At 43.4% G+C, this 20,558-nt stretch carries 16 protein-coding genes; 8 read left to right on the top strand and 8 right to left on the bottom strand.

The window, feature by feature from the left end:
* Positions 1–53 precede the first annotated feature (53 nt).
* On the top strand, positions 54–824 hold the full coding sequence (locus HWQ44_RS08155) for a DUF429 domain-containing protein (protein WP_292717314.1): 771 nt from the start codon (positions 54–56) through the stop codon (positions 822–824).
* Positions 825–875: 51 nt separating this feature from the next.
* Here the strand turns inward: HWQ44_RS08155 and glgP are convergent, their stop codons facing one another.
* Both glgP and HWQ44_RS08145 read right to left on the bottom strand, forming a co-directional pair.
* On the bottom strand, positions 876–3,440 hold the full coding sequence (gene glgP / locus HWQ44_RS08150; protein ID WP_292717311.1) for an alpha-glucan family phosphorylase: 2,565 nt from the start codon (positions 3,438–3,440) through the stop codon (positions 876–878).
* Positions 3,441–3,994: 554 nt separating this feature from the next.
* Positions 3,995–4,318, bottom strand: a complete 324-nt coding sequence (locus tag HWQ44_RS08145) for a hypothetical protein (RefSeq protein ID WP_292717308.1) — start codon at positions 4,316–4,318, stop codon at positions 3,995–3,997.
* 606 nt (positions 4,319–4,924) lie between these two features.
* Here HWQ44_RS08145 and HWQ44_RS08140 point away from each other — a divergent pair.
* The 4 genes from HWQ44_RS08140 (at position 4,925) to HWQ44_RS08125 (ending at position 9,972) form a co-directional block, all read left to right on the top strand.
* Complete coding sequence (locus tag HWQ44_RS08140; protein WP_256091202.1) at positions 4,925–5,053, top strand: hypothetical protein; 129 nt, start codon at positions 4,925–4,927, stop codon at positions 5,051–5,053.
* A 664-nt stretch (positions 5,054–5,717) separates the two neighbouring features.
* A complete protein-coding gene (locus tag HWQ44_RS08135; protein ID WP_292717292.1) occupies positions 5,718–6,413 on the top strand; it encodes a DapH/DapD/GlmU-related protein in 696 nt (231 codons plus the stop codon).
* A gap of 363 nt (positions 6,414–6,776) precedes the next feature.
* Positions 6,777–6,893 carry a photosystem II reaction center protein I gene (locus HWQ44_RS08130; protein ID WP_041566417.1) on the top strand — a complete coding sequence of 39 codons (117 nt, stop codon included), beginning with the start codon at positions 6,777–6,779 and terminating at the stop codon, positions 6,891–6,893.
* 196 nt (positions 6,894–7,089) lie between these two features.
* On the top strand, positions 7,090–9,972 hold the full coding sequence (locus HWQ44_RS08125) for a DUF3769 domain-containing protein (RefSeq protein WP_292717289.1): 2,883 nt from the start codon (positions 7,090–7,092) through the stop codon (positions 9,970–9,972).
* A 219-nt stretch (positions 9,973–10,191) separates the two neighbouring features.
* On the opposite strand, the gene HWQ44_RS08120 is transcribed toward HWQ44_RS08125, so the two are convergent.
* From HWQ44_RS08120 to HWQ44_RS08105, 4 genes are all read right to left on the bottom strand, one after another.
* Complete coding sequence (locus HWQ44_RS08120) at positions 10,192–10,476, bottom strand: hypothetical protein (protein ID WP_292717287.1); 285 nt, start codon at positions 10,474–10,476, stop codon at positions 10,192–10,194.
* Positions 10,477–10,686: 210 nt separating this feature from the next.
* Entirely contained in the window at positions 10,687–11,199 is a 513-nt protein-coding gene (locus HWQ44_RS08115; RefSeq protein ID WP_292717284.1) for an outer membrane beta-barrel protein, read from the bottom strand.
* Positions 11,200–11,351: 152 nt separating this feature from the next.
* A complete protein-coding gene (gene murJ / locus HWQ44_RS08110; RefSeq protein WP_292717281.1) occupies positions 11,352–12,956 on the bottom strand; it encodes a murein biosynthesis integral membrane protein MurJ in 1,605 nt (534 codons plus the stop codon).
* A 225-nt stretch (positions 12,957–13,181) separates the two neighbouring features.
* The gene (locus tag HWQ44_RS08105; protein WP_292717279.1) at positions 13,182–13,583 is read right to left on the bottom strand and encodes a hypothetical protein; all 402 of its coding nucleotides are present in this window, start codon (positions 13,581–13,583) and stop codon (positions 13,182–13,184) included.
* A 96-nt stretch (positions 13,584–13,679) separates the two neighbouring features.
* Between HWQ44_RS08105 and HWQ44_RS08100 the strand changes: the two genes are divergently transcribed.
* The gene (locus HWQ44_RS08100; protein WP_292717276.1) at positions 13,680–16,697 is read left to right on the top strand and encodes a GAF domain-containing protein; all 3,018 of its coding nucleotides are present in this window, start codon (positions 13,680–13,682) and stop codon (positions 16,695–16,697) included.
* A gap of 121 nt (positions 16,698–16,818) precedes the next feature.
* Here the strand turns inward: HWQ44_RS08100 and HWQ44_RS08095 are convergent, their stop codons facing one another.
* Positions 16,819–17,325, bottom strand: coding sequence for a pentapeptide repeat-containing protein (locus HWQ44_RS08095; RefSeq protein ID WP_292717274.1), 507 nt, complete (start codon positions 17,323–17,325; stop codon positions 16,819–16,821).
* 148 nt (positions 17,326–17,473) lie between these two features.
* Entirely contained in the window at positions 17,474–18,994 is a 1,521-nt protein-coding gene (locus HWQ44_RS08090; protein ID WP_292717271.1) for an LCP family protein, read from the bottom strand.
* Between the two features lie 115 nt (positions 18,995–19,109).
* Here HWQ44_RS08090 and HWQ44_RS08085 point away from each other — a divergent pair, with 115 nt between their 5' ends.
* Together HWQ44_RS08085 and yidD are read left to right on the top strand one after the other, a co-directional pair.
* Positions 19,110–20,174 carry a mannose-1-phosphate guanylyltransferase gene (locus HWQ44_RS08085; protein ID WP_292717268.1) on the top strand — a complete coding sequence of 355 codons (1,065 nt, stop codon included), beginning with the start codon at positions 19,110–19,112 and terminating at the stop codon, positions 20,172–20,174.
* Positions 20,175–20,252: 78 nt separating this feature from the next.
* Complete coding sequence (yidD, locus tag HWQ44_RS08080) at positions 20,253–20,549, top strand: membrane protein insertion efficiency factor YidD (protein ID WP_292717264.1); 297 nt, start codon at positions 20,253–20,255, stop codon at positions 20,547–20,549.
* Positions 20,550–20,558 lie beyond the last annotated feature (9 nt).

Raw genomic sequence — 20,558 nt, 5'->3', positions numbered from 1 at the left:
AGGTAAATAGTTGCCCGATAATGCGAAAATAATCGCAAGTTCGTGTTATTACTATGAAATTTATTGGCATTGATTTAGGCTGGCGATCGCAACCAAGTGGACTATGCTGTTTAGAATGGATAGATGGACAACTACAACTAGTTGATCTAGACCGCAAAGAAGCCATTGCAGACATCCTCACCTGGGTCGATGAGAGTGTACAACCAAGTGAACCAGCCATCATCGCCGTAGATGCACCTACCCTCATACCCAACGCTAACGGCAGTCGCCTCCCCGACAAACTCAGCCACAAGTACTTTGGCAAATATCATGCGGGATGCTACCCAGCTAATCAAAACCTACCCTTCGCCGATCGCACCATCAACTTTGGTTTAGAATTAGAATCACGCGGTTTTGCACATGCCCCCACCATTGAACCCCAAAAACTCAGCAGATATCAAATAGAAGTCTTCCCCCACCCAGCAATCGTTAATCTATTCAACTTAGAACGCATCCTCAAATACAAAAAAGGACGCCTCAGTGAGCGTCGCCTAGAACTAGTCAAACTCCAAAATTATCTTCTTGATATCCTCCCCTTCCTCTCACCTCCTCTGCGTCTCTGCGGTAGCCTACGGCAAGTCACTGGTGCGTCTACGTTCCTTCTTGAAATCCCCACTACAGGCGCAGCCCTCAAAGCAGCCGAAGATAAATTAGATAGCCTAGTTTGCGCTTATGTTGCTGCATACTGGTGGTATTGGGGAGAACAACGTAATTTAGTATTAGGCGATCGCACCACTGGCTACATTGTCATCCCCCAAAGAATTTTAGATAAAAGGCGTTGCTAAAGTTAAATTAGCAACGCCTCGTTTTGAGTATTCAATAACTACTCAACACTCTTACTCTGCCCAAGCAATCAACCTTGGTTCATAGGGATTAGCCAGGTGTGGATTTTTCGGCAATACACGCAAAGATAAACCTTGCAAACCAGAAGCAGTATAGATGATATTACCTGTGTAAATACTCAATTGCTGTGCATCTTCACCTTGGTAATCCATCACCACTGGCACAGCGTTGACAATCTCACCATTGGCATCGATCGCCCCTTGATATAGCTCCACCTGCACATCATCATTGGTCAAAGTTGCCAAGTCAACCTTGGCTTTGACAGCAACGGTTTGGTTCACCTCAATGTCTGAAGCTGCTGATACGTCAACATCTTTGATTCTGATGTTAAACCAGTGTTCGCCCAGTTTTGCTTTCCAAGCAGCTAGTTCTTTAGCTGGGGCATAGTTATCAACAGTCAGGGTATGATAGCGATCGCTGGCTGGGAAATAAGCCCTTTGTGCATATTCTCCTACCATTCGCGCTGTATTAAAGAATGGACAATTCAACCGAATTGCATCCTTCATTTTGGCAACCCACGGACGGGGTAAGCCATCAGTATCGCGATGTTCATAAAATAGCGGTACAACTTCTTTCTCTAACAACTCGTAGAGAGCATTTGCTTCTACTTCATCTTGGTAGTTAGGATCGTCGTAATTCTCTCCATGTCCAATTGCCCAGCCTGTGCGGACGTAATCAGCTTCATCCCACCAACCATCTAGTACACTTAAATTTGGCAAGCCATTCATTGCCGCTTTCATGCCGCTAGTACCAGAGGCTTCCCGTGGACGACGCGGTGTATTTAACCAGATATCGCAACCCGCAACCATCAATCGAGATATGTGAATGTCGTAATTGGGAACAAACACTACCTGTTTTTCTAAATGTTGTTCGCGGATAAAGTGATTGATATCGCGGATCAGTTCTTTACCGGGGATATCCTTGGGATGTGCCTTACCAGCAATCACGAATTGCACTTTCCGGTCTTTGTTAGCCAGCAGAAGCCGCTTAATGCGATCCAAATCACGCATCCAGAGGGTGGCGCGTTTGTAGGTGGCAAACCGCCGGGCAAAGCCAATGGTGAAAGCGTAAGGATCTAAAACTTCTTGGGCTTGGATAATTTCGGAAGCAGAAGCGCCGCGATCGGTCAAATGCTTGACCAAATGCTCTCGCACATGCAAAATCATATCTAAGCGGCAGCGTTCGTGATTACGCCACAATTCTTCATCGGGTATGGCATCCATCCGCTCCCACAATGGGCTATCTGGTGGTGCTGATGACCAATTTGGGCCGAGGTAGCGATCGTACAATTCTTGAGTCGATTTCGCCACACAACTCCGAGCATGGACACCGTTAGTAATTGCGGCGATTGGTACTTCCTCTACTGGCACTTTCTGCCACAAACCCTGGAACATTTGCCGCGACACTACACCATGCAGTTGAGCGACACCGTTAGAAAATGTTGCCATCTTCAGCGCCAGCACCGCCATACTGAAAGGCCCAGATAAATCGCCTGTATTCTCACGCCCCAGTCCTAAAAACTGCTCTTTAGGCAATCCAAATATCTCTGCATAGTACCCCAGGTAGTACAACATTTTGTCGGGAGCAAACAAGTCAATTCCCGCTGGTACTGGCGTGTGGGTGGTAAAGATATTGCTGGAAGCTACCACCTGTCTAGCTTGGGGATAATTCAGTCCCTCTTCCTGAATCAGCAAGCGGATGCGTTCTAGGGCAGAGAAGGCAGCGTGGCCCTCATTCATGTGGTAGGCAGTGACCTTCAGCCCCAAAGCTTTGAGCATTTGCACACCACCGATCCCCAGCATGATTTCCTGGTGGATACGCATATCGATGTCGCCACCATACAGCTGATCTGTGATGTCGTGGTCGTAAACATTGTTGGGTTCAATGTTGGTGTCCATCAAATATAGGGGCACAGTTCCTACCTGTACGCGCCAAACTCTGGCATATACCTTGCGTCCTGGATAATCTACCGCAATCCGCAGTTCTGAACCATCGGCATTGCGCTCTAGATGCAAGGGCATATTGTAAAAATCATTCATCAGGTAGCGTTCCTGCTGCCAGCCATCAGCATTTAAATACTGGGCAAAATAGCCTTGCTGATACAGTAAACCTACACCTACAAGCGGTAGCCCCAGGTCACTGGCAGATTTGAGGTGATCCCCCGCCAGAACGCCCAAGCCCCCAGAATAGACGGGCAAACAATCCACAAGTCCAAATTCCGCCGAAAAATAGGCGTAGCATTCTTTTGGTTTATGCTCCCGTTGTTTCTGATACCAAGTGCGCTCTTGCAAATAATCTTCTAACTGACGGTCAGCTCGATCCATTTGGGCGAGAAAACCTTCATCTTCGACAACTTCCAGAAGCCGCGATTGAGAGATAGTACCCAACATTAACACCGGGTTGTGATGGCTAGACTCCCATAGGTCAGAGTCTAAGCGACGAAATAAATCTTTAGTTTCAACGTTCCAATCCCAGTGCAAGTTCTGCGCCAGCCGCCGTAGTGGTTCGAGTCGCGGCGGTAGTGAAGGGGATACGTTAAATGTACGAATTGGCTGCATAGGTTGGCAAAACTCCAAGTTTAGCTATGGTTATTGTTTACTCTCTTTACCAATGTTGCCAATTCTTTATACTGTAGTTTGTGAAAAAGCGATGACTTTGTTAAGCATTGAGAATTATTTTTAACCTCGTTGCTAAAGTTTACACCAAGGTGTTTCTAATTCTATGCCTTACTCTGAGCCATGTACTTGGTATATTAAGATTTAATCATTTACTGGCATGTATCACTTAAAAAAATCTCGTTTTGAATAAATAATTTATATTTATTTTAGTATTGCTTCTGGGGATCAATTCTAGAGTCATGGCTGAAGGTGAAAATTCCCCATAGCTGTGTCCAGGAAAGTTAAATTTTTAATTATTTTTTAATAAAATTACGCTGGGAAAGTTGCAGTGTCAGAAGGTAGGAGGCAGAAGAGAAACCCCATAAATAATCCCATGAAAACCGTACCAAGCAGTTAACCAGGAAAAGCGATGCCTGCGGCGGGCTACGCCTATGCAACTACTTGGTATTAAATATTGAAGCTAAATCAGGAACATGACTTAGTAACGTGTTATTTTATGCACCTAGTGAAGGCTGATCTTTAGTATTTTTTGTCATTGTCAGAGCTACAGCTGCTGCATAAGCAATCTCCGCTGCCATTTGATAAGCAAGTTTGATACTTGATGAAGTGTCCTTGGCTTTAGGAGAGGGGGAAGCTTTTTTTCGGCGCGACTCAAGTTTTACATCACCTGCTGCAATCGCTCGTTGTAAAATGATCCAGGCATCTAGGTCTTCTGAGTCATAATTACTTTGAAGCTGCGATCGCAGTCGATCTTCGGCTACAACACTTAGATAGCCAGTAGTTAGAGCTTGTTGCACAATTTCTTTAATTAAAGCCATAATTTGAACCAAGTGTGTGAGTTAAAACCGATACCTCAATTTGGGCAATTGGATGTTATTTTGTGGACTTCTCCTGGAAACTAAGCTAAATTTTAGGTTTCTTTCAATAAAATTTATAATAAGTAGTGCCAAGCACGCATCACCCGCTTGGCTCACCCGAATGGGTGATTTACAAATTTTTAGATATAAGTAATAAGGAAGAGGAAAATTTTTAGCTTTTTCAAGAATAGGGTGTCACAAGTATAGTAGATATCATTCTGAGTTTAACACCCAATCATAAAATTACTTGGATGAGCAACGGTAAAAATATGGACAAAAATGCTAATTATTACAGCATTTTTAACTCATCGGACTCAATGGATTTAACCTAAGTGTCTCAAATTATTTTAGAGTAGCGTAGACTTTGTCCGCCGTAGGCATCGCACCAGTAAAAAAGGTAACTTAATTTCTACCATTCTCATCAACAAGCAACCTGAAAATCAACTTATTTAATGAGAATGTTCCACTAAAAATAAAATGTGTTATCGTTAAAAACAATTGTTATTAAAAACCATTCATGTAATTACAAACGTGAATTGGCTAGTCTGTAAATCATCCGTGTGCAACATGATTGGAGCAGCATACTCTAGAAATTCGTTGCAAGAAAGCCGTCATAGCAGTCGGGGAAGCGCTTACTTGTTTGCACCGATGGTTAACTTCAATGTGATGGCTGATGTGGGAGATAATCCACCCTAATTGGGTTTTATTTGGGCAAAAATACCCAGAAAAATCCAACAATAATTACATTGTCATGCTAGGCAGAAATTTTATCTAAACTTTGAATATAGTCTAGTTAAATGTATTTTTTGTTGCCAGATAGCTTGTGGAACTGAGTTGTTTCAAAAGACTAAAACCGCTTGAGAGAAAATAACCTCAAGACAAACAACATTATCCCTAGTTATTTTAGGAGTGCTGTTAGCGGTAGCAAGCTTTTCAAATTTGCCAGAAAACCAAAACAGTAGCCTAATCTTTACCAGCCAATTTCCCATCAGACAATTTAATAGTCTGAGTTTTGACTCGGCAATGCACTGAAACTGTTTTGTTAATTGATTTTGTGAAAAAGAAGCCAAAGCTTTACGTACATATAGTACAAAAACTTCTAGCGACTTAACGCAATTGTGCATATTACTTGAGTAATTCTACACACCTAACCTCAAGAATTGCTCGCATAGTCAAAGCCAGAGTCTGGTTTTTCAAATCTTGGAAAACCATCTAAAAATCCTGGGAAATTTTGGTGATCCTGCTATATTAGCTCATGTATTAATACACACAGAGCTTATTGGTATTGGCAGAAGATTAGGATACAGGCAAAACAACTTTAAACACTGTCAACAACAATTGATTAAAGAGATATGTAGCCATGCAGAACGAGCAATATTTTTCAAAATTGCAGCGCGTGCAAGAACTTTTAGTAAGTACAGTGTTAGGAGATATTCCGACACTTTTTCTCGGCCCAAAGTTGCGTAATTTTGGATATCGGAGTATTTTTGCCCAGATAGGCAGCCCAGTATATATTCAAAATGGTGTTGAATTTAACGGTACTTCTTGTATTGAGATAGGCAGTGGAGTCTATATTTTCAAGGGTGTGCGGATGGATGCTAGAGGTCACAAAAATAATAGAATTCATCTAGGAGATAGAGTTGCTATTGAGCGTAATGTTGATATAGGGTCTTTGGAAGATACATCTATATATATTGATGAAGACACCTTCATTGCTCCTAATGTCTCTATTGAGGGGCCAGGAGACATTAGAATTGGTAAACACTGCTTGATTGCTGCCCACTCAGGGATATATGCCAATAATCATAATTTTACCGATCCGATGGAGCCGATTAAATACCAAGGTGTTACTCGCCAGGGAATTGTGATTGAGGATGATTGTTGGTTAGGACATGGAGTAACAGTATTAGATGGCGTTACTATTGGCAAAGGCAGTGTTATTGGTGCGGGAGCAGTTGTCAATAGAGATATTCCTCCTTTCTCGGTTGCTGTAGGCATACCTGCACGAGTAATCAAAAACCGAATTGGCAAAGATATAGCCAAAGCTTCAAGCTGAGAAATGGGGGATTGGGGACTGGGGACTGGGGACTGGGGACTGGGGACTAGTGGGATAGTAATTATTTTCTGTAACCTGTAACCTGTTCCTTTTTTTTAGAAACCTTTACCGTTAGTCAACGTCACAGGAGTAAACACTCTCTGAGTTATTTCCTAAGGGCATCTAAAAGTCAGACGATATCTTGCACTATTCTCAATAAGTGTAGGATAGGCACTATCAATCCCTAATCCCCAGTCCCCAATCCTCAGTCCCCAGAGTCCTCTAAAAAAGGGACGAGATTTGGGTAATATAAAGTAGCTGTGTTTTCTGCATGGCAGATCCTGAAAAAAAGCTCTCTTTGTTTTACCCGTTGGAGATATTTCTATGCTGACTTTAAAAATCGCTGTTTATATTGTTGTTGCCTTCTTCGTAACTATCTTCATCTTCGGATTTTTGTCGAACGATCCAGCTCGTAACCCCGGCCGTCGGGACTTAGAGTAAAAGGGCGATAAATCATCCGCGACTTTGGAAGGCGGAAAATACTAAACGCCACGGAAACTTACTAAGCGAAAATTAGTAAGTTTCTTCCTCCAGGTAGCTTGCTGTAGGTAGCAGAAGGCGACAGTCGGAAGGCAAAATGTATAGTTTATCCTTCCCTTCGTCATTTGGCTGTTTGTTAGCCCGATTTTGCTCACTTATGCTTCATCCAGTTCTGCCACCCGCTCCGCCTCCTATCGTTGAATCTTTACAACCTGTAAATCCCACCTCATCTGCTAGTCATACACAGTTTCTTTCAGGTGTAGATACTGGAATACACGAAAAAACAGATAAATCCAAGCAGCCAAAGGATTTGCCTCAGTTGGCAATAGTGGGCAACTCCAAGAGTGATCCTTCATTGCCAACTCCGATCAACTCAACTCAAGATGACTTGGTAGTTGCCGAAACTTCCTCTGTACCTTATTCACCAGAAACCTTCCCACCGGAAAGTTCGCCACTCATCGGTTCTACAACTGCTGCGCTTTTGGGGCAGCCACTGGTCGTTGGTTATCCCACGCCGGAAGTTACAACCTCTAATCGCCAAAATACAGAAGACACAAAGACAAGTCCTAGTGGCGGAGTTCGGCGCTCGGAACTTCTCCTCATATCGGCGCTGCGGAAACGGGAGATGCAAAGAGAAACCGCTGCGTTGCCAAGAAAAGTTGCAGCAGAGGCTTCTGACCACGCAAAAAGTGAACCTTCTCAACAACTCGGTGAGCGATCGCTAGATCCAACCTCTAGTGGTGCAGAAAAACAAACCTTTTTGGACTCTTCTAGCTTTAGCTATAGAGTTTCTCCAAATCCCCTTGTCGCTCAATCTCCGCGCCCTCTTCAAATTGCCCCAGTTGTCACAAACAGCAACAAGTTAGGCAAATCCAAGGCGGAAATTTTAGCTGAGAAGTTAACCCAACAAAAACAGCAACGTGATATTACTGCACAACAGTCTCCAAAAAGAGACAATATCTCTGTATCTGCTGCTGATCTTGCACCGAGTTCTCAATCAGTACAAAATTTTATAACATTCAAGTCTCGTAAACCGACAAACCAACTCTCAACGCCCATCACTGTAGAATTCAAGTCCCAAGTCCAGCAACAAGCTCAAGTACCAACGCCTACACCACAGGTAAATACCACTAATCAGCCACAAGCTCAACCATCTGGTACAACTGCGCCAGCTAGCACGCCGCCAACCGGGCCGAGAATTGTAGAAGTCACTTCAGATCGGCAAGAGTATGATGAGCAACGGCGAATTATTACAGCTGTAGGTAATGTAGTTGTGCGATTTGATGGGGCGGTAGTGGATGCCGATCGCTTGCAAGTAAATTTGGACAACTTGATCGCTGCGGGGGAAGGCAACATCACTTTAACACGGGGCGATCAGATACTGCGTGGACAACGCTTTACCTATAACTTTGTTCAAGATAGTGGGGAACTGGAAAATGGTCGAGGAGAAATTTACGTACCCTCAGCACAAACTGATTTTGCTTTTTTACCCACCGATGTAAGTACTGGTGGAGTCCCAAAACGTCCGCCAAGCGATCGCATTAGAGCCAATCAGCCCGTTTCCGGTGTGAGCAGTCCTGGAGGAATTGATCTGACATTTGGTGGTCAGGCAGATGCTAGCAACATCCCGCCCCAGAAAACAGGGGGTGCAGTGAATCGGCTCAGGTTTGAAGCTGAACACATTGACTTCTACCCACAAGGCTGGCAAGCAAACGATGTCCGCATCACCAACGATCCTTTTTCGCCCCCAGAACTAGAATTACGCGCAGATAAAGTAACTTTGACGCGAGAATCACCCTTGGTAGACCGCATCAGGACACAGAAGCAGCGTTTAGTATTGGATCAAAGAATTTCCTTACCAATTCCGCTGAATGAGCGGACTATTGACCGCCGGGAGCGGGACGTGACACCTGCAATAGTCTCCCCTGGCTATGATGGAGATAAGCGGGGTGGTTTATATATTGAGCGTGGCTTTCCAGTGATCGATACAGAGCAGACACGCTTGACGATCACGCCCCAGTTATTCGTACAGAGAGCTGTGCAAGAAGGCACGGGTGACTTAGGCGCACTGTTTGGTGTGAAGACCAAGATAAATTCTGTTTTGAGTCCACGGACGGTAGTTCAGGGAACTGGGGAGTTAACTAGTTTTAACTTGAACAACGTGGAAGAAAATTTGCGAGTGAATTTGGGATTACGCCAGATATTAGGCAGTTCCCTTCCCCACACATTGAATGTGCAATATAACTACCGCGATCGTCTCTACAACGGTACTCTGGGTTTTCAAACTGTCCAGAGCAGTTTTGGCGGCATTATTACCTCTCCGGTGATTCCTTTAGGAAAAAGTGGCATCAACCTCAGCTACCAGGGAAGTGCCCAGTATATTGATGCCAACACCGATCGCCAAGACTTGCTAAAACCAGTCCGAGAAAACGATCGCATCTCACTAGGTCGTTTACAAGGCAGCGTTGCCCTAAATACTGGGGTGTTGCTATGGCGGGGAAAACCATTACCACCTACTGCTGCTGAGGGATTACGATACACGGCTAGCCCTGTAGTTCCTTACTTGCAAGCGATCGCTGGACTCACAGGCACTACCAGTTATTACAGCAATGGTGATAACCAAAGCACCTTAACTGGTACAATTGGCTTAGTAGGGCAAATTGGTCATTTTTCTCGACCTTTTTTAGACTACACCGCCTTTAATATCATTTTCTCTCAAGGCTTAAATAACGGTTTATCACCGTTTTTGTTTGACCGTTCCGTTGACAACAAAGTTTTGACGGCTGGAATATCACAGCAAATCTACGGCCCTTTTCGCTTAGGTTTTCAAACATCTGTTAACTTGGATACTGGTAAAGAATCTAGTACCGACTACATTTTGGAATATAGCCGTCGCACCTATGGCATCACCTTGCGTTACAATCCGGTGCTGGAGTTAGGCGGCTTCAGCATCCGAATTAGTGATTTTAACTGGGGTGGTGGCACTGATCCATTTTCGGAAGTTAAGCCAGTAGTGGGCGGTGTGCAACAGGGTAATTAATGAATCGTGCTGAGTCGATACGGTTCGGATAAGTAGGGGAGACAGGGGAGGAAAAATGCCTATTATATTATTGCATCTGCGGATCTCCGTGTCCCCATATCTTTGCGTCTTTCTAGCCATTTGAACTATGCAACTAAAAAGCACATCATATTGCCTGCCTATACAAATAAATTCAGAAATCAAAGCAGACTGCTATAGATTTTCTCTCTTTTACCCAGTCTAAGGACTTGGGACAACTCGACAGGCGATCGCAGAATTGGTTGATGCACCACCAGGTATTCTCAAGTTGGCATAGTCGCCGCTTAGTTGAACACGTGATGGTGGTTGGTGTAGAGTTACACAGCATCTGTGAACTGCGGCTTGGTACTCTCGCCATTGCTTACGGATTGCAATACTTGCGGCATCATTACCTAAGTCAGAAAATCTTAGCCCCGCTCGAATCAGCCAAGATTCCACGTCAGTTGTTTCACCAACTATTTCTGGAATGGAATTAATTTTTTTCATCAGTAATATCTTATACGTATATTCGCTATTGCTCATTTCACTTTAAGAGAAAGTATCAATACTAGCCAATATCATTTTTTATCAAAATCATCAAAAAAAATGATTCATACCTGAATATGAATACTCAGGTATGAAAGAATGAATTACTATTACGGCTGGTAAACATCATTGCTTTAACTTCCGAATAAGCCGTTTTCTAGCTCGTAATCACTAGAAACGATAGCCTAATCCGGCTTGGAAACTGACGGCATCAGCATCACTATTTCTGTAAGCGTCAATACCCCATTTAGTATCGCCGTAGGCAATGACATTTTTGCTAACTTCTGATTCAATACCAAGGGTGACTACAGGTGAATTCCGATTGCCCAATGGGGTTTTTTGACCTTCGTCAGTTACAAAAGAATAACCACCACCGAAGTAAACGTTAGTATTTTTGGCGATGGGTGCATCATAAGTGACTATGGGCATAATTGCAGCAGCATCACCACCATACAGCACAGAACCCCGCAGTGAAACAGGGGCATTGGGAACGGCGTATCGTCCTTGAATATTACCACCAATTTGTGCTTCATCGTTTCCTTGTCCGCCACTGGTTGCACCAACAGCAACACCAGCACCGATGTAGTTACCGTTAGTACCTGCTGTTTGAGCAGATGCAATGCCGGCTGAGAGGACAATGGAAGCAACAGCAAGGAAAGAGGCAGCTAATTTTGTAAATTTCATAGAATTATTCTCACTAGAGTTAGTAAAATCAATCTTCTCTAGTACTAGAATCTCTTTTTTTACAAAATGTAACCTCGCACACTTGGTTCACCCAAGTGGCTGAATTATTTCTCACACACTTGGGTGTAACAACTGAAAAATTCAAATAACAGTTATTTCTTCAAAAAACGCTGACGTAGACGAGATATAAATATATTCACCTCTGGTATTTTCAGCCATGAAGCGATCGCAGCAAACACCACAAGCCCTACGAAGCCAGATACACACAACTGCAACACCAGAATTAGTAAACCCGTTTTACCTAACAAGTGCTGAGAACCAATCAAAGTTCCATAGCTTGCTACCCCAGCTAGCACGCTACCACCAGCCAAACCCAGAATCGGCAAACTCCACTCACGCCAAGGTAAACCATTGAGTTTGCGATCAAGCAACCATAACAGCATTAACATTGAGCTACAATTTACACCCACTGTTGCTAACACCAAACCGGGAGCGCCAAAAGGTTTAACGAAAAACCAATCTAATAAGATGTTGAGCAAGATATTAAAAATACTGATGCGAAAAGGTGTTTGTCCATCGCCCAAAGCATAGAATACTCGCACCAAGACATCACGTCCCAAATAGACAAACATCCCAATTCCATAAGCCACTAACAATGATGAAACTAGCTGTGTGGCTTCTGGCTTGAAAGCACCGCGTTCATATACCACCTGCACAATGGGTACTGATAGCGACACCATCAGTGCCCCTAGCGGTAACATCGTAAAAGCAGTGAGTAGCAGTCCTTGGCGAATGCGTGATTTTAACTCTGGCCAATTTTCGGGGCCAGCAAGTTTGGCAAATATCGGTAATAGAGGCAGTAAAATGATATTAGAAATAATCCCTAAGGGAGTTTGGACTAATAGATTGGCATAGTTAAATCCTGCCGCCGCCCCAGGGATAGGACTAGCAAAATAAAGGTCAGTGGCAACATTAATAGGCATCATTCCAGAGGAAACTGTTGCCGGAGTCATGATTTTGATAACTTCTTGAACGCCTGGGGATTTAAACTCAAACCGCAGGCGTAATGTGCCCAACCCTAACCGCCACTGGACAATTAGCTGCACTAACCACTGGAGAATTGCTCCTGCCAAAGTTCCCCAAGCTAATACCATTCCCCCGATTAAAGCGTACTCCGGCTTAATAATGTCCTTGCCCAGTTGCATTGCCAAGATAGCAAGACCGCCAACAACGGTAATACTGGATAATAAAGGGCTAATGGAGAGTAACCAATATTGATTGGCTGTATTGAGAGTACCGAAGCCTATGCCAATTAAACCGGCAAATAAAGCCATCGGTGCCATAATGCGGAGTTGTTGAATGGCGATCGCTCTGGTTGTCTCTTCCAAACCATGACCAACTATATCAACGATCGCATCCGCAAAGAAAATCTGAGCAACTGTCACTAGTAACAGCACTCCACCGACTAGCGTTGTCACAGTTTCCACTAGGGGAGCCGCTTCTTCTCGCCGCCGCTTCGCTAAAACGCTGACGAGCGCACTGTGTAATGGTCCATTTACGCCACCGAGTAAGATCAATAGAAAGCCAGGGATAATATAGGCATAACTATAGGCAGTGGCAGCAGCACCAACACCAAATGCGGCAGCGATCGCTTGCTGCCGTACTAAACCGAAGACTTTACTAATTAATGTGGCTGCGGCAACAATGCCAGCAATTCCAGCGAAAGAACGAGAGGGTTTTTGGTCTTGTTGTGTCACGAATAATACCCGACAACTCTTGCAGAGTGCATACTTTAAAACATTTAACCTGAAATCCCGCAGTCTGTCAGGTAAATTTTGATAAATTAGTAATTTTAAACCCCTTCGCCCCTGCATTGGCGGAGCGATGTCTACTTTGGGCTACGCCTACGCTTAAAATTAAATTCCTGAGTATTGCTATGATACAGCGAATTGCAAGTTGGTTAGATCCCGATTCCAAAGGGGTCAGATCGCTTTTCTGATTTGCCTGGGCAACACTAACTTAGTCATCTCCTCTGTTGTGGACAAGCCAAAATTATTTTTTAACCCATTACGAGGATAGATCAAGAAAGGGGAACTATAACAATCAGGAGGCAGGAGTAACCCACTCTTAAAAACGTGGGACTTAGGCTGTGGAAGCTTTATATCTCGGGCTGCACGTCTTGCACCAGTATCTTCTATTTCAACTGGGTAATCACCCAGCACTATGGTTCCTGAGCTTGTCGTTGGCGCAGCCTCTCGTAGAGAAGGAAAGTTTTCATTCATACTTCTTTTCTCCTGTCTTCTGCGGCTCGACTGAGCGATCGCTGAACGTCCTTCTCCCTCCTGCCTTCTCTCATAACCGTCTTCTGGGAAATAGTTGAACACTGTAAAAATTTACAGTTTGTCATATTTTTGACACCCTTTAACCCTATGAAGTTTTGTGTCAGGAACCTTTGTATAAAAACGACATAATCCAGAGCAATGGAACCCAATTCAAATTTCACGGAACATCAACTTCTCTTGTCAAGCGCTCAACTTCAAGAGCAACTAGAGCAACAAAAGGCTTTGGCGAGTGTAATTGTGCGGATTCGGGAGTCTCTTGACTTAGAAACAATTTTTCAAACTACCGTTACACAAGTGCGACAGTTGCTAAATGCTGACCGAGTAGCAGTCTTCCAGTTCAACCGTGAACAAAACTGGGAGGGAGAATTTGTTTCTGAAGATGTTGCACTTGGCTGGGACTCAGCAATGGCAGTAAAAGTTTACGATCACTGCTTTGGAGAACAATTTACTTCCAGTTATCAACAAGGTGAAGTCCAAGCAATAGCAGATATTTACAAGGCGGGACTGAGTGATTGTCATCTGGCAATTTTGAGTAAATTCCAGGTACAGTCCAATCTTGTTGTTCCTCTATCGCGAGACAAGGAACTGTGGGGATTGCTTTGCATTCATCAGTGCAGTGAGACTCGTGACTGGAAAGAATCAGAAATTGAATTTATTCGTCAAATTGCTGACCATCTTGCCGTAGCGATTCAACAAGCGAGGCATCTCCATGAAGTTCAATTGCAAGCCGCAAAATTAGCTCAAGCAGTTCAGCGCGACCAAGTAATTGCTCAGATTGTCGATGAAATTCGCTCACCTCTTGATATTGAAACCATCTTTAAAACCACAACTCAAGAAATACGCAAGCTGCTGCAAGCTGATCGAGTTGCCATATTTAGCTTCAATCCAGATTGGAGTGGTAACTTTGTTGCTGAATCATTTGCTGAAGGCTGGACTCCTTTAGTTGGCGTTCAGCCTGCGATCGCTGATACTTATTTACAACAAACGCAAGGGGGACGTTACGTTAATAACCAGACATTTACCGTCAATGACATTTATCAAGCTGGATTAACAGACTGTCACGTAACCCTGTTAGAGCAATTTCAGGCAAAAGCCTTTGCAACTGCCCCTATTCTCCAGGGAGATCAACTTTGGGGAATCATCGCTGCTTACCAAAATACCTCACCCAGACAGTGGCAATCTTATGAAGTCGAATCACTGCTCAAAATTGGTACACAAATTGGGGTAGCAGTCCGACACCATAAGTTGCTGGCATACGCTCAGTACCAAGCAGAGCAACAAAAGACATTAACTAGTGTGATTACTCGAATTCGGGAGTCTTTAGATTTAGATACAATCTTCCAGACTACTGTCACCGAGGCCCGGCAAATGTTGCAAGCAGACAGAGTAACAGTCTTTCGTTTTGACCCGCAAAAAGATTGGGAAGGAGAATTTATTTCTGAGGATTTTGTACCTGAATGTAACTCGGTAATAGCAGAAAAAGTTTATGATTATTGCTTCGGGGAAAACTTTGCACACCTTTACGCCCAAGGTCGGGTAAATGCGATCGCTGACATTCATCAAGCAAAGTTTCCCGGTTGCTACGTCCAAATCCTAGAAAAATTTCAAGTGCGGGCAAATCTGGTTGCACCTCTATTGAAAAATGGTGAACTTTGGGGATTGCTGTGTATTCACCAATGCACCGCTCCTCGTTATTGGCAACCCTCTGAAATTGAATTTACTAGTCAAATAGCCGAGCAATTGGGAGTAGCATTAAAACAGGATTCTTATTTAAAGCAAGTTCAAATGCAGGTTGTCCAGTTAGCAGAAGCCACTGAACGGGAGAAAGCAATGGAACGGCAAGAACTGCTGGCTGCAACAATTGATAAAATCCGCCAGTCACTCGATATTAAAACTATTTTTAGAACCACTACTCAAGCTGTGCGAGAGTTGCTCGAAGTCGAGCGAATTGCAATCTACCGCTTCAACCCGGATTGGAGCGGTAAATTTGTAGCAGATTCTTTTAAAGATGGTTGGAAACCTGTTGTACAAGCCCAACCAATGATTATAGAAACTTTTGAGGACACAGATGACGATAACGAACTTCCGCGTAACGAAACCTTTGTTCCGATTCGGGAAGGTGAAAAATTATGGGGATTATTAGTTGCTTATCAAAATTCGCAACCGCGTTATTGGAAAGAGGAAGAAATTAATTTACTGGCTCAAGTCGGGGTGCAATTAGGAATTGCGATTCAACAAGCAGAATTACTCGAACAAACTAAACGTCAAACCTTAGAACTGACTCAAACTCTGCAAGAATTAAAACAAACTCAGACCAGGTTAATTCAGGGTGAAAAGATGGCAGGATTAGGACAACTACTTGCTGGAGTTGCCCATGAAATCAACAATCCCATCAGTTTTATTTTTGGCAATCTGATTCATTTAAATGAATATACTCAAGAACTGCTAAAGATAGTGAAAATTTACCAACAAAACTCTTCACTGTTGCCAACTGTCCAAGAGCAAATTGACAAAACTGATTTGAACTTTATCATTGAAGATTTACCCAAAACCCTTGAGTCAATGCAACTAGGAACAGAGCGGATTTGTGAAATTGTGCTATCACTGCGTAACTTTTCTCGTACAGATGAAGCTGAATTGAAGCCCGTAGATATTCATGAAGGCTTGGATAGTACTTTGCTAATCTTAGGGCATCGACTCAAAAATAACATTGAACGTCCAGCTATTAAGATTATTAAAGAATACGGTACTTTCCCTTTGCTCGAATGCTATCCAGCACAATTAAATCAAGTGTTTATGAATCTTTTGAGTAACAGTATTGATGCATTAGAGGAAAAGTTTAACACTATACAGCAAAGATATTTGAAGTTATTGCAAACGTGTCCGAAAATACCTTTGACCATCTGGATTAGTACGCAAGCCGTTCAGAACCAGATTGTAATTAGAATAGCTGATAATGGTCTTGGGATTCCAGAAGAAGTGCGATCGCACATGTTTGACCCCTTCTTTACCACCAAAGCACCAGGTAAAGGTACAGGGTTAGGATTGTCTATCAGCTATCAAATAATAGTTGAAAAACATCATGGTCAGATTAAGTGTTCCTCTAAACCAGGAGAAGGAACAGAGTTTTTAATTGAAATTCCCAGTGGTAATTAGAGGCGACTGATTTTTGACAATTCTAAATAATACTATTTTACCAAATACCTGGTACAGATCCATTGGTAGGGGCGTACAGATGTACATTGGTATTGGTGTCAACTTAAAATAACACATCCTACTATCGACAACCCAAACTATCTCGCGTTGACACATCCGTAACCGGATTTACGCCATCAGCCCTTTCACACAGCAGTGACACTTGATAGCGGTCAATTAAAGCATCGGTAAAATCAGCGCCAGTGACATCAGCATCAAAAAAGCGGCTGCGGGTCAAAGTTGCTTCAGTAAAGATGGCATTTTTCAGGTTAGCACCATCCATAGTGGCGCGATCGACTAAAGCGCCGCTCAAGTTCGCACCTTCCAAATTTGCCTTTAATAAAACTCCTTTAGTCAGAATTGCGTTGGTTAAATTCGCTCCTTGAAAATTCGTCCCCCGCATTTCTGCTGCTACAAAAGTTACACCTGCCAAATTAGTATGAGAAAAGTCACGATTTTCTAAATTTATATTGTTGTAATTAATTGTGTTTATCTGAGCGAAAGCCGGTTTGGGATTAAGTATTATCCACCCAAAGGCTAGTAGCAAAATCACAATCAAACCCAAAAAGCGGAGTAAAATCTTTTTCATAACTTTATTATTTTTCAGTAGTCCTTTGTCATTAGTCCTATCTTACAAAGTTCTGAGCAGAGGAAACCTCTGCTCAGAACTTTGCGCTTTGTCATTTAACCAATGACTAATGACTAATGACTAATGACTAATGACTAATGATTCTTCGTTATTTCCAATCTTTCCCAATGCGGATTGTCAGATCAGATTCTAAATCACCAATGGCAGACACCTCAATTTGACCCAAGCCTAAGACTTTTTGCAAATCAACTCCAACTCGTCGGTTGCCTTTTTGGACAATAATCTGAGTTTGACGTTGAGTATCTGGCCAATCAGGCACTTTGTAAATATTATTAAAGCCTTTCTGTTTGAGATAAGCAATAACTTTTTCAGTTAGCTGAGGTTGATTTGAAGCATTTTGAATAGCAATTTTGAGGTTAGGAACCTGACGCATATCTGGTTTTAGACCAGGTACATTTACCCCAACATAATCATTCAACAGGCTCTGTTGTCCAGTCATATTCAGCCAATAGCTATCAGGGTCTTTGCTAAAACGGCTAAAAGTACCAGGCAACACGGTCATTTGGAAATTATCGCGATCCAAGTTGAGACCGAAGTTCACCAACGCCATCATTTCTTCCATCTTCAGGTTGGTATCAAAGTATTTTCGCATTAAGCGAGTTAATTGAGGCAACCTGGGTAAGACAGTGGGACTATTTAAGCGTTGCAGCAGGGCTGCTGTTAGTGCTTGCTGACGCTGCACTCTCGGCAAATCTCCCAAACCTGGTTCGCGGAATCGGACAAACTGTTCTGCTTGTTCGCCGTTGAGGGTTTGCCAGCCACTGACTAAATTAATCGACAGTCGGCTGCTGGAGTCTTTATATTCCATTGATTGGGGAACAAAAACCTCTACTCCGCCTAACTGATCGACTAACTGCCGTAAGCCGCTAGTAGAAATACGGATATAGCGATCGATTGGGGCGTTGTTTAAGGTACGGCTAACTACCCGTGCTGCCAAGACTGGGCCGCCTTTGGCATTGGCATCAGATACCTTAGTTAATCCCTTTTCTCCCTTTTCGGGGATGGCAATCATTGTATCTTTGGGAATGGAAAGCACCCGTACAGATTTTTCACTAGGATTAAGGCGTACCAGCAGCATGGAGTCGCTTTTCCCGGCAAAGCTTTCTGGTGAGCCATCAACAGTACCGCTGACTGGTTCAATCCCCATGATTAAAATATTCATCGGTCGTGAAAGCTTGTACTGGGAGAGTTTGCTCCATAATTCCCCTGGTAGTGGAATTTTTGGCTCGTCTTTACCAGCAGTTCCTAAATCTTCATCTGTTCGATCTAGATTGCTCCACAAAGGAGTCCACAGCGCTAACGTTGACACCAGCAGCCCAGATAAGATGATGCCAATGACAACCGTCATGATCCACAACAGCCATCGAGGCATGGTTAAGCCCAGTCTCTCAGAAAGCTGATTGGGAATCGCGCCTACAGATTCGACGACGCTACGGTTCAGATTCGCTGGCTGGTTTAGTTCGACCTCCTCCTCCTCTGAGTCGGCTACTGGTGCAGGCGTTACTTGATTTTCTGTCCGTTGAAGTTGCTGCGATCGCACTTCATTTTCAAACTCTACTACTTGTTGAGATGTAACCGGATTTTCCGACCATTCGACTTGTTTTATCACAATTATCTCCCCACTCAACCACTCCCTAAAAGTATGTTAATGCAAGCTACAAATATTGCCAGTGGAAAAGCTCACTGTAAACTTGTAATGTTCTTCGGTAGGCGTGTATGACAACATGAATACTTTATTGTTCCCCGTAATCCTTGCTGGTGGTAAAGGTGAACGTTTTTGGCCCCTGAGTCGCAAAGACCGACCCAAGCAATTTTTAAGTCTTGATGGTAGCTCTAGAAGTCTATTACAAGCAACCGCCGATCGCTTGTTAGCACTCGGAGGAAGTTGGGATTCCTTGTGGGTCATAACTTCTAGTCAGATAGCTGAAGGGGTAAGACAACAATTACCTGATTTACCAGTTGAAAACTTACTGATCGAGTCAGAAGGAAGAGATACTGCCGCAGCCGTTGCTTGGGCAAGTTTAGAAATCAAACAGCGCTATGGAGAAGACGCTGTGATTGGCTTTTTCCCTGCTGACCACTGGATTGCTGACCAAGAAGCCTTTGCACACACATTAAGCGCGGCTACGCAACTGGCAACAAGCACAGCAGCGATCGTTACACTGGGGATCAAGCCTACTTTTCCATCAACCGGTTACGGCTACATTGAACAAGGTGAAAAAATAGGTAGCTTTAATGAGTTGCCAGCTTATCATGTCAACCGCTTTACTGAAAAGCCCAACCGGGAAACGGCAGAGACTTTTTTATCTACGGGACACTTTAGCTGGAATAGTGGAATGTTCGTTTTTCGGGCAGGGGTTGTTCTCAAGGAACTACATACCCATGCTCCAGAAATTATCGAACCTTTAGAACAACATGGTCCTGATATCTATCCCCAGTTGCCTAAGAAGAGTATAGACTATGCCTTAATGGAAAAGACAACTCTAGCATACGTTTTGCCAGTTGATTTTGGTTGGGATGATTTAGGAGATTGGAATGCGATCGAACGCTTACTGAAGACAGAAGAGACTCCCAATGTGGAACTTGCTACCCACGTAGGGCTGGATACGCAGGGGGCGATTATTTATGCCTCAAATCCAGAGGATGTAGTTGTTACTATTGGTTTAGAGGACGTGGTGATTGTGCGCGATCGCAATGTCACCCTCGTTGTTAAAAAAGAACGTACCCAGGAAATCAAGCAGATCCTCAAAATTCTCCAAAGTGATTCCCGATTTACCGACCTGCTATAAAAGTTAAAACCCTTGGCAGAGGCGAAAAAGTCTATTTTTCCATTATAACTTGACAGTCTATTATTTTATCTGACAGTTATGGACATTATTCGCTTTGAGCCTCTTGCCAAGACAATGGCAATCGATTCTATTACTGCCTATCAAAAATATATTTCTCCATCCAAAGGATTTTCTTGTTCCCATCGCTTATTACACGGTGGGGATTCCTGCTCTAATTACGTCAAAACTCTTCTGAGTGAACAGAAGCTCTACGAAGCCGTACAATCATCCATAAAAAGATTTCAAGATTGTGCAGCAGCTAGCAAAACTTTAACAGGCATCAAAAATAGAGCCGATTTCGGTTGTATTGTCATTCCCTGCTGCTTACCTCTTTAACTCCTCTGC

The sequence above is a fragment of the Nostoc sp. JL34 genome, assembly GCF_017114945.1.
GTDB lineage: Bacteria > Cyanobacteriota > Cyanobacteriia > Cyanobacteriales > Nostocaceae > Nostoc.
Note: the sequence above shows the minus strand (reverse complement) of the source record. Positions and strands in the feature narration are given on the sequence as shown.

Coding starts and splice junctions, on each gene's coding strand:
- HWQ44_RS08130 (WP_041566417.1), top strand. CDS start 6,777: ATGCTGACTTTAAAAATCGCTGTTTATATTGTTGTTGCCTTCTTCGTA.
- HWQ44_RS08120 (WP_292717287.1), bottom strand. CDS start 10,476: ATGAAAAAAATTAATTCCATTCCAGAAATAGTTGGTGAAACAACTGAC.
- HWQ44_RS08140 (WP_256091202.1), top strand. CDS start 4,925: ATGATTGGAGCAGCATACTCTAGAAATTCGTTGCAAGAAAGCCGTCAT.
- HWQ44_RS08135 (WP_292717292.1), top strand. CDS start 5,718: ATGCAGAACGAGCAATATTTTTCAAAATTGCAGCGCGTGCAAGAACTT.
- HWQ44_RS08100 (WP_292717276.1), top strand. CDS start 13,680: ATGGAACCCAATTCAAATTTCACGGAACATCAACTTCTCTTGTCAAGC.
- HWQ44_RS08155 (WP_292717314.1), top strand. CDS start 54: ATGAAATTTATTGGCATTGATTTAGGCTGGCGATCGCAACCAAGTGGA.
- HWQ44_RS08095 (WP_292717274.1), bottom strand. CDS start 17,325: ATGAAAAAGATTTTACTCCGCTTTTTGGGTTTGATTGTGATTTTGCTA.
- HWQ44_RS08085 (WP_292717268.1), top strand. CDS start 19,110: ATGAATACTTTATTGTTCCCCGTAATCCTTGCTGGTGGTAAAGGTGAA.
- glgP (WP_292717311.1), bottom strand. CDS start 3,440: ATGCAGCCAATTCGTACATTTAACGTATCCCCTTCACTACCGCCGCGA.
- HWQ44_RS08125 (WP_292717289.1), top strand. CDS start 7,090: ATGCTTCATCCAGTTCTGCCACCCGCTCCGCCTCCTATCGTTGAATCT.
- HWQ44_RS08115 (WP_292717284.1), bottom strand. CDS start 11,199: ATGAAATTTACAAAATTAGCTGCCTCTTTCCTTGCTGTTGCTTCCATT.
- HWQ44_RS08145 (WP_292717308.1), bottom strand. CDS start 4,318: ATGGCTTTAATTAAAGAAATTGTGCAACAAGCTCTAACTACTGGCTAT.
- yidD (WP_292717264.1), top strand. CDS start 20,253: ATGGACATTATTCGCTTTGAGCCTCTTGCCAAGACAATGGCAATCGAT.